This is a genomic window from Alcaligenes sp. Me129, from assembly GCF_050487245.1.
In the GTDB taxonomy this organism is placed as follows: Bacteria; Pseudomonadota; Gammaproteobacteria; order Burkholderiales; family Burkholderiaceae_B; genus Alcaligenes; species Alcaligenes phenolicus.
This window is the reverse complement of record NZ_JBKQGX010000004.1, coordinates 21433-35663: the sequence shown is the minus strand read 5'-3', so window position 1 is coordinate 35663 and position 14231 is coordinate 21433. Positions and strand designations below refer to the sequence as shown.

The window sequence follows — 14231 nt, the reverse complement described above, 5'->3', positions numbered from 1 at the left end:
ATGTCTATCCACCGGCACTGCTCTCTCGCTAAGAATGGCATAGCCTGGCAAATTCTTTTTTGCCTGGCGATCCTGTCATTTCTAAGCCGTTCGCTGGTCCCGGCAGGCTACATGCCCGATAGCTCGGGTGAACAGAATGGCTTCTTTTCCGTCACGCTTTGCGCCCCCGGAGGAACGCCCAGCACGATCTGGATGAGCCTGACAGGACAGGCCGATCCGCCGCAATCCAATGAACACGCGGATATGCAGAAGTGCCCTTACGCACTGGTCCTGTCTCAAGTAGCCCTACCCAGCGCTGATATGGCAAGCCTGGATGTCCCGGTGGTTCACCAGCCTTTGTTGCTAGTACACCGTAATCAGAGCTTGCCGCCCCTGCCTGCCTTGGGGCCACCACTAGGGTCACGCGCTCCCCCTGTCAACCTTGCTTGATCTCTCGTCGTCGACTGCCGTATGTGCAGTCGCTTTTCAGCGAAGTCATTCAAGGTTTTTTTATGTCCATTTTTTGTGTTTCTGCACAGGCATGCGCCGTGCAGACCGCCCCTTTTTCGCGCTCTCGTCACTCGGCACAAACATCACCACGCACACGAAGCAGCGTCCTGGCTCTGACCTTGCTGTTTTCCAGCTCCTGGACCAGCCTTGCACATGCACAGACGCCAACACTGGCTCCCGTCATCGTCACTCCAGAGCGTGGTAAAAGTCTGACCGTTCCAGACCTGCAAAGCGCTCAAAAAACCATTGAACAAGTCGCGGGCGGGGTGGCGCTGGTGCCCGAGAGCGCCTGGCGTGACACTAAGGCCGCCACCGTCAAAGACATGCTGGACTACACACCCGGGGTGTTTGCACAGCCCAAATGGGGAGATGATGCACGTCTGTCCATACGTGGCTCGGGTCTGTCGCGGTATTACCATCTGCGCGGCATCAGCTTGTACCAGGATGGCATTCCATTAAATGACCCGGACGGCAGCAGCAATTTTCATCGCATCGACCCTACAGCCTACCGCTATACCGAGGTCTATAAAGGCGCCAATGCCTTGCAGTACGGAGCCGCTACTTTAGGTGGAGCCATCAACTTCGTCACCCCCACCGGCCACGATGCCGACACCTTTCAAGGACGTCTGGATACCGGTAGCTTTGGCTGGCGGCGCGTGCAACTTGGCAGCGGTTTTGCGGGCGAGAAGCTGGATGGCGTGATTTCCGGCTCCTGGCAAACTCAAGATGGCTACCGAGAGCAAAGTGCTGGCCATTCCTTGCGAGCCAGCGCAAACCTGGCTTGGCGGCTTTCAGACCGGTCAGAAACCCGTTTTTACTTGAGCGGCTATCAAATTCACCAGGATATTCCCGGCTCGGTCAGCCGCGATCAGGCTCTGAATAATCCACGGCAAGCTGCCAAAGCCAATAAAGAGCACGACTGGCAGCTCAACCTGGACGGAGGCCGCATTGCCAACCGCACAGTGCTGGTCATGGGAGAGACTCAATACGAACTGGGTGGCTGGTTCGAGCAAAGCTCACTACGGCACCCTATTTATCAGTTTGTTGATAGAGACACGAGCAGCTACGGCGCTTACGGCAGGCTGGTCAACACCAGCCCGCTTGCAGGCAGAGACAACCGCTTCACGCTAGGCTTGACTTGGTCGGCAGGCAAGACTGATGCTCAAAACTCTGTAAACGTAGAAGGCAGACGGCGGGAGAAGCTGTCTGCCAGCAAAGACAGGGCCAACAACCTGAGCGCCTATGCCGAAAACGCCTGGAGTCTTGGTTCGGACTTATCCCTGATTACCGGCCTGCAGTACATGCACGCCCAACGTAAGCGTCAGGACTTGTATAACGGCGGCCTGCCCGCCACCCGATCCGGGGACAAGAGCTACAACTTTTTCAATCCCAAATTAGGCCTGTTATGGGATGCAGGTCCGCAGTGGCAAATCTACGGCAATATTTCCCGCAGCGCCGAGCCGCCAACTTTTGACGACATGACGTTCTCGACCCGCAATGATCTGGATCGTCTGCAAGCTCAACGTGCCACCACCTTCGAAATAGGCACCCGGGGGGAAAACGGAAACGTGGCCTGGGACGTCTCCCTGTACCATGCCCGCGTCAAAAACGAGTTGCAATGCATCAGCGCGCCCTGGAACATTTGCGACAAAACCGTCAACGCAGATCGCACAACCCATCAAGGCATAGAACTGGGTGTGCAGTGGACGGCCGCTCGTGGCTTGTTGGTGCAAGGTCTGCAAAGTGACAGCCTGGACATCAAAGGCGCCTACACCTACAGCAACTTCAAATTCGACAATGATCGGGACTGGAACAACAATCAAATGCCCGGCGTACCCAAGCATTATCTGCGGGCAGAGATTATCTACAAACACCCGTCGGGCTTTCACATTGGCCCCAATGTGGAATGGGTGCCCCAGGCTTACTACGTGGATAACGCCAATACCACCAAGACCAGCTCCTATGCCTTGCTTGGCTTGCGAGCCGGATGGGAACGCGGCCCCTACTCCTTCTATATAGATGGCCGCAATCTGACAGATCGTCGATACATCGCCAGCGCCAGCATTACGGACTACGCCACAACCTCTTCGCCCTTGTTCGAGCCGGGCACAGGGCGATCTGTCTTTGCTGGTGTGCAGATCCAGTATTGATCCCGCTTTTTTTCATCTTGTTAAGAGGTTCGTCATGCCCGTCAAATCGCGGCTATCGCGCTTTACATACCGGATCACTGCCTCTTGGCTGCCCACAAGTCAGCTAGGCACTCAGCTCGGGGCGACAGCCCCACCCTGTCTTTTATTAGCTTGAGAAACAAGGAGTCCTTATGAAAACCGCTTCACAACATCACCAGACCTTCAAAGTGGCACTCCATGGGCTTTTCTTCGCCATGGCTTTATTCATCTTGTTCGCTATGTTCACGGGCATGGCTCACGCTGCACCATCAGAGGCCGATCGCATCTCCCAAGCCATGAAGGCGATTTGGGACAGCCCCGAAGCCCCTCTTGTGGTGGAGCCTATCGTAATCGAGGGTGACTACGCCCTGGCGGGTTGGACGCAACTGACACGTGGTGGTCGTGCGCTATTAAAGAGTCGTCATGGGGAATGGAATGTTCATATGTGTGGTGGCGATGGCTTGAACGATGTCGAGACTCTAACCATGGCAGGCATGAGCGCTGAAGCGGCAGAACGCCTGGTCAAGAACTCCAGCGAGGCTGAAGCCAAACTGCCCGCCGAGGTCACCGCCAAATTCTCCACCTTTGGAGACAATATGGTGGTGGATCACAACCATCAACCCGACTAATCCAGGAAGGAGAACCCGCTGCGCAAGGACTGAGTCAACAAGGAATCAGTGCACCGGGCCGGATCGCCGGGCCGCCGGGCCGCCGGATCGCAACTTGCCCTACTCAGTCTGAGTGTGGTCATGCCCGCACTGTCCACACTTCTTGCGCGGAAAGGGCGAATAACTGGTGAACAAGCTCTGGCTACCCATGAACGGCGACAAACCGCACTTTGGGCAAGTAAAAACGGTCATGGCTACCAAGCCCTGGCCCAGAATATAAAAGCCAAAGACTAAAAACCCGAAGGTCCCCAACACACGGTCGAACACAGGCAGCCCAAAATACAAGGCGACCAGGAGCAAGATATTGAACAAGGTGAACAGCCAGGCTTTTTTGTAGAGCGACATTAATGACCTTTTAAAACCAGCTCCCACAGCCAGGAAGTGATTTAGCGATTTAATTCAAGCGTGGACAGTTTACGGGATTCAGTCCGCATGGGAGAGGACTGAGCAAGCTGGTCACAATTTCGCCCCGGCCGTGACAAGCAGGCAGCTATCCCGCACAAGCGATGAATGTTTCTGAATGCAATGTTCCGGCAATACCCATCCCTCATGATCTAGGATCTTCCAACAAAATCCCATTACGGACCATGAACCTCGCTTCTTTGCCCTCTCTTGTCCCAGCCCGACAACAGCTTCTGCGTGCCCTGGGTATCGCCCTGCTGCCCTTGGCCTTGGCAGCCTGCGACAGCGGCTCCAGCACAGGCGGCAGCCACTCCCCCGAAGCCCCCGTCGTGACGCCACCCGTCACTGAAGACCCGGAACCACCTCGCAACACCGCCTATCTGGACAGCAAGGCAGGCGATGTCATCAAGGTCCGCATCGAAGAACTGCATCCCACCCAAGCGGCCATTGGCTACGATCAGGTTTACTACAAGCTGGGACGCTGGCAAGGCGATCTGGATCGGCCCACCTGGGCTAAGGACCCCAAACAGCAACTGGACTACCTGAATCGCACCATCGGCAAGAAGTTTGACGACTACTGCGAGGATATGGGCGGAACCGAACGTGCTCAAAAATTTCTGACCATCGCTGAGGCTCAAGCTGCCCGCCTGGACCAGCCCACCACGTATCTGTGCAAAGACCCTCTGGGCTCGCAAACAGCAAACCTGAAAACCGTGGTCGTAGGCTGGGACGGCAATCTTTATCTGACCGATGGCCACCACACCTTCTCCTCCCTGCGCGAAATCCCGGACGGCGGCCCCAAACTGCCCGTCTGGGTAAAAGTCAGCGCCAACTACAGCGACATCCGCGAAGCGTCCGCCTTCTGGGAGCGCATGAGCAAAGAGAAACTGGTCTGGCTGCGTGATGGTGAAAACCAGGCTATTACTGTCGAGCAACTGCCCACCCGCGTTGGGCTGGCCAACGAAAAAGAAGCCGGTGGCATGCAGGAAGATCGCTATCGCTCCCTGGTGTATTTCACCCGCGACCTTGCCTATAAAAACGGCAAGCTGCCTGAATACGCAGAGTTTCTGTGGGGCGACTGGCTGCGCCGCCAAGCTTCCGAGGGCCAACTGCCCAAGCTGGACGAATACCAGATGGCCCCACCCGCCACACCGGCCCAGATTCTGGCGGTGAGCACCTTGAACAAGACCTTGAAACCCGGTGGTTCAGACGACAGCTACGCGGCTGCCGTGCGCGATGCAGCCTTGAAAATGACGGCTCTGAAAGACACGGATCTGGTCTTTGAAGACCGTGATGCAGCAGCTTTAGGCCGTATCGTCCTGGAACCGGACGCTGCCAGTGACTCCGACACTAAAACAGCGCGCGACACCCTGGAAGAACTGCCACGCAACGACGTCAAATCTGACGGTAGCCCACGGGGTGCAGGAAAGCTGTGGTTTGCAGTGAACTACCGCAATTGCGGCAAGCCTGCGGCGGGGACTTGCTGGGGGTGGTAATACAGCTAGTCAGGACCTGATCAAATAAAAAGCCCGCAATGCGGGCTTTTTAAATAGCTAGACGCACCGCAACAACTTGGACTATCCCCACTCTTGAGACAAGCGAGCAATCCCTTTCACCAATACTCATCAAATCAAGAAGAATGCGTCCATCGCCATTCAAGAAAAAAATAGCTATGATCGACAGGCTATTGATTAAGGGAACAACAAATTACCCTATGAAATAACATCAAGAAATTCATAAGGCGCAACGATTTACTGCGGAAAAAATCAAGAAAAACATCCTGAAATCTCATGCCCCTATCAATCTTGAGAATATAAATCGAACGAACAAGCAATGACGACGAACGCAGTTCAAGCTTTGAGGACTTTACACAAGAAAAATTAAGCAAAAGAAGAAAAGGAGCAATTCGGCTCCTTATTTTTTAGAAATCAAGTAACAGAATTTTAGTTTGATAGAGGAAGGTGAGATAGCGTTATGAAAACAATCGCAGTTTTAGCTCTTTCGACCGTATTGGTTGGTTGTTCTACTTATGCTGTTCCACGATACAGCATCTCTACCGATACAGTAGTCGCTCTACGGGCTGTTGGCGATGTAAAGGCCAGTGTTGGGGACTTCCGTAACGACAGTCCCACAAATAAAGACAGTCAGCCTAGGGAAATCATGTGTCGTGCAGTCGGGCCCATCAAAACACCTGATGGAGAAAGCTATGCCGACTATGTTCGCAAAGCGCTAATTAGCGAATTGATCATCGCAAATATTTATGAAAAAGAATCCACCCTTGAACTTACAGGCAGGCTGACTACCCTGGACTTTGACTCCATGGGCGGAACATGGACAGTGGGTATGGAACTTAGCTCTTCAAATGGAAAGTCAATTGCCGTCAACAACACCCATAAATACACCTCCAGTTTTTATGGTGAAACGGCATGCAATCAAACGGCACAGGCAGGCTTGGGTGCCATTCAGGATGCGATCCGCGCACTGGTTACCCACGCGGATTTCAAAACACTTCTGGCGGAAGAATCCAAGTAGGCCAAACACAGGCACACAGCCTCCAAATCATCGGTCTGACAGGGTTGGCCTCAATCCTTGCACAAGGTACACCCTGGAAAGCTTTCTGCAGCACAGACACCATTAAAGAAGCCAGGAGCCACCTGGCTCCTGAGCTTTACAAGCAAATCATCATTGGAGAGATTATGAAGATGAGAACAGCCTTGATCGGAGCCACTGCTTTTTGTATGTCATCAGCCGCGTATGCTGCTGAGCTACCCCGATACGACCCAAACTCCTACTGTGAAAGCGTCTCCGCTGTTTCAGGAGGTTCGGCAATGATCGCAAACGAATGCATCAAAATGGAGCAGACTGCCTACAACAACTTGAAAAGAATTTGGGAGTCTGTCCCTAGCAAGACAAGCACTTATTGCGACCGCGTGGCACGCACGACCGGCGGCAGTTATTCCATTTTAGAGAGCTGCATCGAAATGGAAATAAGCGAATCCGGTGCTCCCCAAAAGTTCCAGTTTTAAAACAGTCACTCCAAATAGATAAGCGGCCGTACGCAGATGACCAATCAAGCTCAAAACTCCCCCATCATTCTTCATGAATGCACCGTCCTGGGCGCTCCCGGATTTCCGTTTCTACCCGGCGATAGTGTCAATCTCGTTTTTGAAGGTGACACGGTAAGCTGCAACTCGGCTACCAGAACCATCCCCTTCTCTCTAATCGAAGTGGCCGATCTCTCTGTCAATGGTCCCGGCACAGTCGTAAGCGGCGGAGGTTTTATTGGAGGTGGATTCGATGTCGATGGGGCACTGACCGGGATGGCAATAGCAGGTGTCTTGAATGCCTTAACCAGCAAGAAAACGACACAAACATTTATTGTTTTGACCACGAACTTTGGTGAACTCCATCTGCACTACAGCCTGATGGAACCCGCAGCGCTACGCATATTTCTGGGCGGTATCTTTGTCCGCCTGCGCTTTCTGAACACCCAATGGCGCCATGAAAGAGCAAGAGTGATCGAGGATCAACTGATCAGCGGCACAATTTCCGACGCAGAAGCAGAAACCTTCAAGGCAAGACTGCTCTCTTCGCCAAATTGGCCAGACCCGGCTCTGGAAGCAGAACAAGCGCGTCGGGAAAACAAGCGGCTTGCTGACCTCGGTCCTAAAGGCACATGTCCAAATTGCGACCAAATAATCCCTTTGCTCAGCGAAACCTGCCCGCATTGCCGGGCGAATTTTGGAGAATACGCCTCCTGGAGCGTTATTCCTTTGAAAGCCTGATCCTGCTCTACCCGCCATTGGCGGGTACATCCCATAAAACCACTACAGCAATAAAAAAAGGTCTACAGCAAAAATGCTGTAGACCTTTTTAAATTTGGTCGGAACGGAAGGATTTGAACCTTCGACCCCTTGCACCCCATGCAAGTGCGCTACCAGGCTGCGCTACGCCCCGAAAGAATTAAACTATAACCCTGTTCTTCCTTTCTTGCAAGTGTTTTTTAGATTTTTTCTTTCGATTCGAGATTATTGATAGTTAATCCCGGTGCCGATTGAAATCCACACTTGTCTGAACAGGCGGTCTGATTTTCGAAGCTCATTTTACCGAGCTAATCCGCATCAAAACCGTGAAGGCAGGAGTATACCTACTTGGGTAAAAAATGCAAAGCTATTGTGAACAGGCCCGCCCTTCTGATTGCATGATTCGCCATTGAGACAGGCTGGGGCCACCGGGATACAGCAGTCGCTCTGCCGGCAAGCGTTCCCATGGCAGGTCTGTCGTGCGCATGGAAACGCCTCCCGGGGCGGCTCCGACAATGATACGGTCACTGATACAGCCAAAGTCCGCCCTGAAATGTACAGCGCTTTTCAAGACCAGTATCTTCATTTGCTCCGGCTCTATCCCCACAAAACGGAACATGCTTTGATCTGCCATTTGCGACTTGTAGGAGGCCAGAACGATACGCACGCCCTCTATGCGCAAACAGGCACTAGGCCCCAGGTTCATGGCACAACCTGCGTAGTACGGGCCGGTGGCGGAGAACTGACCATCGGATACGGACTCGATATAGAAGCGTGCATGCAAGGGCATATCACCGGGAACACCGGATTTACCCCCCAGGGACAGCTCGATGCTTTTACCGGCCCCTGCCTGGTGGACCAGAGCAGCGCTTTCCGGATCCACGATCAAGCCTAAAGCCGCATCGGATACCTTGGCTTTCAGCAAGGCACGCAAGAGCCCACAGGTATCGGAGCTAGCACCGCCGCCGGGGTTATCGTGGGCATCGGCAATAATCACCGGGCCTTTGCCGGGATGACTCAGCGCCCATTGCACAGCTTCGTCCGGTTCGTACAGCTTGCCTTGGAAGCCTTGGGCTTTATCAAGCACCTCATCCAGAAAGCCTGCCAAACGGCTATCGGCTTCTTCCTGCGTCTGCGCATAGGCCCACAAAACCGCTCCGCATTCGGGCACGTCCGCAGCAGGAAAGCCCATGGCGAAGGACACGCTCCCCTCACCTTCTATTTCTTCCAGCGATGACAAGTGACGGTACAGGCTGGCAGCCGGTTCCATCTCGGTGCTTTGCCAGATCGCCGGGATCAGGAAGGGCAGTCGATGCCAGGCCAGTTCCGGGCGACGACCGCTTTGCAGACAACGCATCAGCGCCTGGAAAGTCCGCTCGCCCGTTTGCCCCATATCCACATGCGGGTAAGTTTTGTACGCCACCAGCATATCGGCCTGCGCCAGCATGGTGTCGCTGACATTGGCGTGCAAGTCCAGACTGGCGACCACCGGTACATCCGGTCCCACCATCTCGCGCACCAGAACCAGCAAATGCCCTTCCCCATCATCGCGATGCTCAGCTACCATGGCGCCATGTAAATCCAGATACACCGCATCCACGGGCAGAACTTGCTCCAGGCGGTACAGAATCTCCGCCACGATTGCCTCGTAAGTCATTGCCTCGACGGGCGCGGAAGGACTGGCGGCGGCCCACAGTAGCGGGACGCACTCGACCCCGGCTTGTGCGGCGGCGGCCATAAACCCGGCTGCGGGGATGTTGGCACCACGCAAGGCAGGCTCAATGGCCTCGGCGCGGCACATACCTGGCCAGCCGCCCCCATGCTCAAAGTCCGCCATCGTTGCCATGGCCGGGCCAAAGGTATTGGTCTCGTGCTGAAAACCCGCTACTGCAATACGCATCACTTGTCTCCGATTGCTCTTACGCTTGTCCCGCCAGTTGAAGGCAAAGCTGTTCGTAAATGTCCTTGGCCCCCAGAACATCATCGATAGCCACCGACTCATCCGCCGTATGCGCCTGCGCTTCCTCGCCCGGTCCCAGACCGATGGTGGGAATGCCACGTCGCCCGGCGGACTCGGAGCCATTGGTGCAAAACCACCAGGTATCCATTTCCACCACACGCCCAGCTTGCTGGACCGCTTGCACCATGGCTTGCGCCAAAGGAGCCGACTCATCCAATCGCCAGGCGGGCAAGTCCCGCTCCGGGCTGGCCTGCTGGCCTGTATAGGTTTGTACCTGACTGTCCACCAGTTCCAGCGAAAAGCCCTCCACGCCTGCCGCTTGCAAGCATTGCTCCATTTGCTTGAGTACCGATTCACTGCTTTCCCCCACCAGGGTGCGGCGATCAAAACGCACGATAACGGAAGAAGGAATCAGCGAAATTGAAGGATGCGGGTCGGAAATAATGTCAGTGGGCACCAACAAGGCTTGGCCGACTTGCGCATCCTTGGGCAAATCCAGTGTCTGCAAAGCAGAAATAGCTTTGGCTGCTGCCTGAATAGGATTCACCCCCAGATGAGGCAAGGCTGCATGCGCTGGACGGCCTTGCAGACGCAACAGAATCTCCTGCCGCCCTTTCTGCCCAACCATGATGCGCAAACGCGAAGGCTCACAAATCACCACGGCACCGGGCGTGCATTGTTCCAGAGCATGAGACAAGGCATAGCCTTCGATCACTTCCTCCATCACGCTGGCAGACACGGCAATACGCTGTTTCAAGGCGCCGCTACGAGCCGCTGCCGCCGCGCCACACAGAGCAGCGGCCAAGCCTGCCTTCATGTCACTGGTGCCGCGCCCATACATGCGGCCATCCTTGATCTGCGCTCCAAAAGGCTCCACCGTCCAGGTTCCAGCAATAGGGACCACATCCATATGAGCATCGAATAACAGCGCCAGCGGGGCCTGGGCCGGGCCCACAAAGCCCAGCACCGAACCTTTTTCATCAACACTGATTTGATCAAAGCCCAAGTCCCGCATGACTTGCTGCACAAAGTCCGCCATGGCCTGTTCCTGCCCGGACAGGCTGGGAATGCGCACAAAGGCCTGTGTCAGGCTGACGGCGTCCCAGGCCAGATCCATTTGCTTGTGTTCGCTCACGCCCATGGCACCACCGCTCCACGTTGCGAGCTGATCAAACCATAAGCCTCTGGTCGACGATGACGCTCAAAGTTGAAGGTCGTGCTTTTGTAGGAATGGCACAGATCCAGATCGCAGCGGGCAATGGCCAGCTCGTCACCCTTGGTCGAGCAAGCCGCGACAATCTCGCCAGACGGTGCAATGATGGCACTGCCCCCAATCATCTCGATGCCCTCTTCGCTACCCGCCTTGGCCACGCCCACCACCCAGGTGCCGTTCTGATAGGCCCCGGCCTGCATCACCAGATGGTTATGGAACATGGACAGGTCGTCGTGCTCGGGTGCGGGCGGATTATGAACCGGCGTGTTGTAGCCCAGCATGACCATTTCCACGCCCTTCAAACCCATGACGCGGTAGGTTTCTGACCAGCGGCGGTCATTGCACAAGGCCATGCCCATCACGCCCCCAAAGGCCGACCACACGCCGAACTCGTGGCCGGGTTCAAAGTAGTATTTCTCCAGATGCTGGAAAGCACGCCAGGGCTCGTCCTGGCCATGACCGGGCAAATGCACCTTGCGATACTTGCCCACAATCGTGCCGGTTTTATCGACCAGAATGGATACGTTAAAGCGACGCTTTACGCCGTTTTCAATGACCAGCTCGGCATAGCCCAGGTAGAAACCTATCTGCAATTTGGCAGCGGCATCAAACAAGGGCTGGGTGTCCGGCCCCGGCATCTGGGTTTCGTAAAAACAATCAAAATCGGAAATATCCTCGCTGAACCAGCGCGGGAAAAACGTGGTCAGTGCCAGCTCGGGAAACACCACCACATCAACATCCATTTTCTTGGCCTGATACAAATGGGCCAGCAAGCGGTCAACCACCTGCTTCTTGGTTTCGTTGCGCGCGATAGGACCCAGTTGGGCCGCAGCTACATTGACAAACCTGGACATGAAATATGAACTCCATCAACAATTAAGATCCGCCCTGGGCGGGATTCGGAACGCCCGGCCCCTCTCAATCAAGGGCCAGAAATCGAAAACAGACTGCGCGCCGGGCTGCGCACAAGGCTCAGCCCCCAGCTGCGCTGACACGCGCATCAATCAGGCATAAGCACAAAAATTCTGAAAATCCCAATGCACACCGGGTGCGGATTCCACCAGTTCACGGGTGTAAGCCTGACTAGGCTGGCTAATGACACGGCTTGGGTCCCCGGCCTCCACAATCCGGCCTTTTTGCATCACCACAATGCGATCGGAAATCTGCGCGGCAACACGCAAGTCATGGGTAATGAACAGGATGGCAACGCCGGTTTTGCGCTTGATATCGACCAGCAACTTGAGCACCTGCTCTTGCACCAGCACATCCAGCGCCGACACGGATTCGTCCGCAATCAGCACATCCGGCTCCATTACAATGGCGCGGGCCAGGCATAGTCGCTGCCGTTGGCCGCCCGAGAATTGATGCGGATAGCGCTCCAGCACATCGGCATCCAGGCCCACAATGGACAAGACCTCGGTCACGCGCTCAATGGCGACTTTGGGATCTACACCGATGTTGTGCATGCCCTCGGTCAAAGACTGGCCAATCGTCACGCGAGGGTTCAAAGAGCGATACGGGTCCTGAAACACGATCTGCACTTTGCGCCGCTGCGCCAGACTGCGATCCTTGCAGGCGGCGGGTAAAGTTTCACCGTTCAGAGTAATCTGCCCGGAACTGGCCTCAACCAGGCCAATAATGCAGCGCGCCAAGGTGGACTTGCCCGAGCCGGACTCCCCCACGACGCCCAGCACTTCATCTCGGCGGATATCCAGATTGATGTCGCTGAGCGCATGCATCTTGCGACCTTTGGAGAACCAGCAATCCGAGCCATAGACCTTGCCCAAACCACGGGCGCTCAGCACGATCTCGTTTTGCACTTCCTCTTTTGCAGGCGGATGCACATTGGGAACAGACGCAATCAGGGAGCGGGTGTAGGCTTCTTTGGGGTTGGACAGAATCTGCTGACACGTGCCCATCTCCACACTATCGCCACGCTTCATCACCAGAATCCGGTCAGCAATATCGGCCACCACACCAAAGTCGTGCGTCACAAAAATGACCGAGGTGCCGCATTCGCTTTGCAGTTCCTTGATCAGGCTTAGAATCTGCTTTTGCGTGGTCACGTCCAACGCGGTGGTAGGCTCATCCGCAATCAGCAAACGTGGCTGCAAGATCAGGGCCATGGCAATCATGATGCGCTGGCGCTGACCGCCGGACAGCTCATGCGGATAGGCCATGAAGAGTTTTTCCGGCTCCGGCAAACGCACGCGCTCCAGCATATTGATCACACGCTGGCGACGCTCCTGCCGGGAACTGCTCTTCTCGTGGATACGGATCACTTCGTCGATCTGCTCGCCCACCCGCTGCACCGGATTCAGCGCGGTCATGGGCTCCTGAAACACCATGGACATGGCCGAAGCCCGCAAGGACAGCAAATGCTCCTTGTTCATGGTCAGCAGGTTCTCGCCCATCAGCTCGATACTGCCTTGGCTGACACGCAAGGTATCGGGCGGCAACAAGCCCATGATGGCAAAGGAACTCAAGGATTTGCCCGAGCCGGACTCGCCCACAATGCAGAGGGTCTCGCCTGCATACACATCAAAGCTGAGCTTGTTCACCAACTGGCGGGGATTAGTCGCTTTAGTTTCGATGCACAAGTCCTTCACCGACAAAACACAGTGGGGCTTGGTCGTAGAGGTATTCATTGTTATGTCTCCTGCCCTCGTCATTTACAGCCGTGTGACCAGCTTGGGATCCAGAGCATCGCGCAAGGCGTCGCCCAGGACGTTGATACTGAGAATGGTGATGGACAGCACAATGCCGGGGTACAGCACGATGCCGGGAATCAGCTGAAAGTACAGGCGACCTTCGGCAATGATGTTGCCCCAGGAGGCCATCTCGGGAGGGATGCCCGCCCCCAGGAAACTCAAGATCGCTTCCAACAACACCGCCGAGGCAAACACGTAAGTACCTTGCACAATCAAGGGTGCGAAGGTGTTGGGGAACATATGGCGCGACAAGATCACGTAGGCCGAAGTCCCTACCGTCATGGCCGCTTCCACATAGGGCTCGGAACGCACGCTAAGAATCACGCCCCGCACCAACCGTGTCATGCGTGGGATCTCCGGGATGGCAATGGCGATCAGGACCGTGGTCAGGCTGGCACCGGACACCGACACCAGCGCAATGGCCAGCAAGATGCCAGGGATGGCCATCACACCATCCATCACTCGCATGATGACGGCGTCCAGACGGCGGAAGTAACCCGCCAGTGAACCCAGAATCACGCCAAAGAACACGCTGATGGCCAGGACACCGAACCCCACCATGAAGGACACTTGCGCCCCATACACCACGCGGGAATACAGATCCCGACCCAGTGCATCCGTCCCCAGCCAGAACTGCTCGGAAGGCGGTTGCAGACGCACGCTAGGGTCCAGTTGGGTAGGATCTTGCGTACCCAGAAACGGGGCAAAGATCGCCATGGCGGCCATCAGGATCAGGAACAGCAAGGCGGCACGGGCCGAATTGCTGGCGACCACTTTCTTCAATTTGTTGAGCTTTTGCATATTGTTCTACCTGTAA

At 55.4% G+C, this 14231-nt stretch carries 13 protein-coding genes and 1 tRNA gene; 7 read left to right on the top strand and 7 right to left on the bottom strand.

The window, feature by feature from the left end; all coding sequences use genetic code 11:
* The 3 genes from ACLPGZ_RS05650 to ACLPGZ_RS05640 all read left to right on the top strand — a co-directional run bounded on the left by ACLPGZ_RS05650 (nt 1) and on the right by ACLPGZ_RS05640 (nt 3286).
* Nucleotides 1-429 carry a DUF2946 family protein gene (locus tag ACLPGZ_RS05650; RefSeq protein WP_083053567.1) on the top strand — a complete coding sequence of 143 codons (429 nt, stop codon included), beginning with the start codon at nt 1-3 and terminating at the stop codon, nt 427-429.
* A 62-nt stretch (nt 430-491) separates the two neighbouring features.
* Nucleotides 492-2639, top strand: a complete 2148-nt coding sequence (locus ACLPGZ_RS05645; RefSeq protein ID WP_429641050.1) for a TonB-dependent receptor family protein — start codon at nt 492-494, stop codon at nt 2637-2639.
* Nucleotides 2640-2809: 170 nt separating this feature from the next.
* The gene (locus ACLPGZ_RS05640; protein WP_429641049.1) at nt 2810-3286 is read left to right on the top strand and encodes a copper uptake system-associated protein; all 477 of its coding nucleotides are present in this window, start codon (nt 2810-2812) and stop codon (nt 3284-3286) included.
* 99 nt (nt 3287-3385) lie between these two features.
* Here ACLPGZ_RS05640 and ACLPGZ_RS05635 read toward each other — a convergent pair whose 3' ends face one another.
* Nucleotides 3386-3670, bottom strand: coding sequence for a hypothetical protein (locus tag ACLPGZ_RS05635; protein ID WP_009454242.1), 285 nt, complete (start codon nt 3668-3670; stop codon nt 3386-3388).
* Nucleotides 3671-3912: 242 nt separating this feature from the next.
* Between ACLPGZ_RS05635 and ACLPGZ_RS05630 the strand changes: the two genes are divergently transcribed.
* From ACLPGZ_RS05630 to ACLPGZ_RS05615, 4 genes are all read left to right on the top strand, one after another.
* Nucleotides 3913-5223, top strand: a complete 1311-nt coding sequence (locus ACLPGZ_RS05630) for a ParB/Srx family N-terminal domain-containing protein (RefSeq protein ID WP_429641048.1) — start codon at nt 3913-3915, stop codon at nt 5221-5223.
* 478 nt (nt 5224-5701) lie between these two features.
* Nucleotides 5702-6259, top strand: coding sequence for a hypothetical protein (locus tag ACLPGZ_RS05625; RefSeq protein ID WP_429641047.1), 558 nt, complete (start codon nt 5702-5704; stop codon nt 6257-6259).
* A 296-nt stretch (nt 6260-6555) separates the two neighbouring features.
* Nucleotides 6556-6753 (top strand): hypothetical protein, encoded by a 198-nt coding sequence (locus ACLPGZ_RS05620; RefSeq protein WP_302356788.1) that lies wholly within the window; start codon nt 6556-6558, stop codon nt 6751-6753.
* 36 nt (nt 6754-6789) lie between these two features.
* Nucleotides 6790-7512, top strand: a complete 723-nt coding sequence (locus ACLPGZ_RS05615; RefSeq protein WP_009454248.1) for a zinc ribbon domain-containing protein — start codon at nt 6790-6792, stop codon at nt 7510-7512.
* Nucleotides 7513-7607: 95 nt separating this feature from the next.
* On the opposite strand, the gene ACLPGZ_RS05610 is transcribed toward ACLPGZ_RS05615, so the two are convergent.
* From ACLPGZ_RS05610 to ACLPGZ_RS05585, 6 genes are all read right to left on the bottom strand, one after another.
* A tRNA-Pro gene (locus ACLPGZ_RS05610) sits at nt 7608-7684 on the bottom strand.
* A 213-nt stretch (nt 7685-7897) separates the two neighbouring features.
* A complete protein-coding gene (locus tag ACLPGZ_RS05605; RefSeq protein ID WP_429641046.1) occupies nt 7898-9430 on the bottom strand; it encodes a M81 family metallopeptidase in 1533 nt (510 codons plus the stop codon).
* 19 nt (nt 9431-9449) lie between these two features.
* Nucleotides 9450-10631, bottom strand: coding sequence for a YgeY family selenium metabolism-linked hydrolase (locus tag ACLPGZ_RS05600; RefSeq protein WP_429641045.1), 1182 nt, complete (start codon nt 10629-10631; stop codon nt 9450-9452).
* Entirely contained in the window at nt 10622-11557 is a 936-nt protein-coding gene (locus ACLPGZ_RS05595; RefSeq protein ID WP_060185009.1) for an N-carbamoyl-D-amino-acid hydrolase, read from the bottom strand. The genes ACLPGZ_RS05600 and ACLPGZ_RS05595 overlap by 10 nt, the downstream gene beginning before the upstream one ends.
* 150 nt (nt 11558-11707) lie before the next feature.
* Nucleotides 11708-13351, bottom strand: coding sequence for a dipeptide ABC transporter ATP-binding protein (locus ACLPGZ_RS05590; RefSeq protein ID WP_429641044.1), 1644 nt, complete (start codon nt 13349-13351; stop codon nt 11708-11710).
* Nucleotides 13352-13375: 24 nt separating this feature from the next.
* Nucleotides 13376-14215: an ABC transporter permease gene (locus ACLPGZ_RS05585; RefSeq protein ID WP_009454332.1), complete on the bottom strand. Its 840-nt coding sequence runs from the start codon at nt 14213-14215 to the stop codon at nt 13376-13378.
* Nucleotides 14216-14231: the final 16 nt, after the last annotated feature.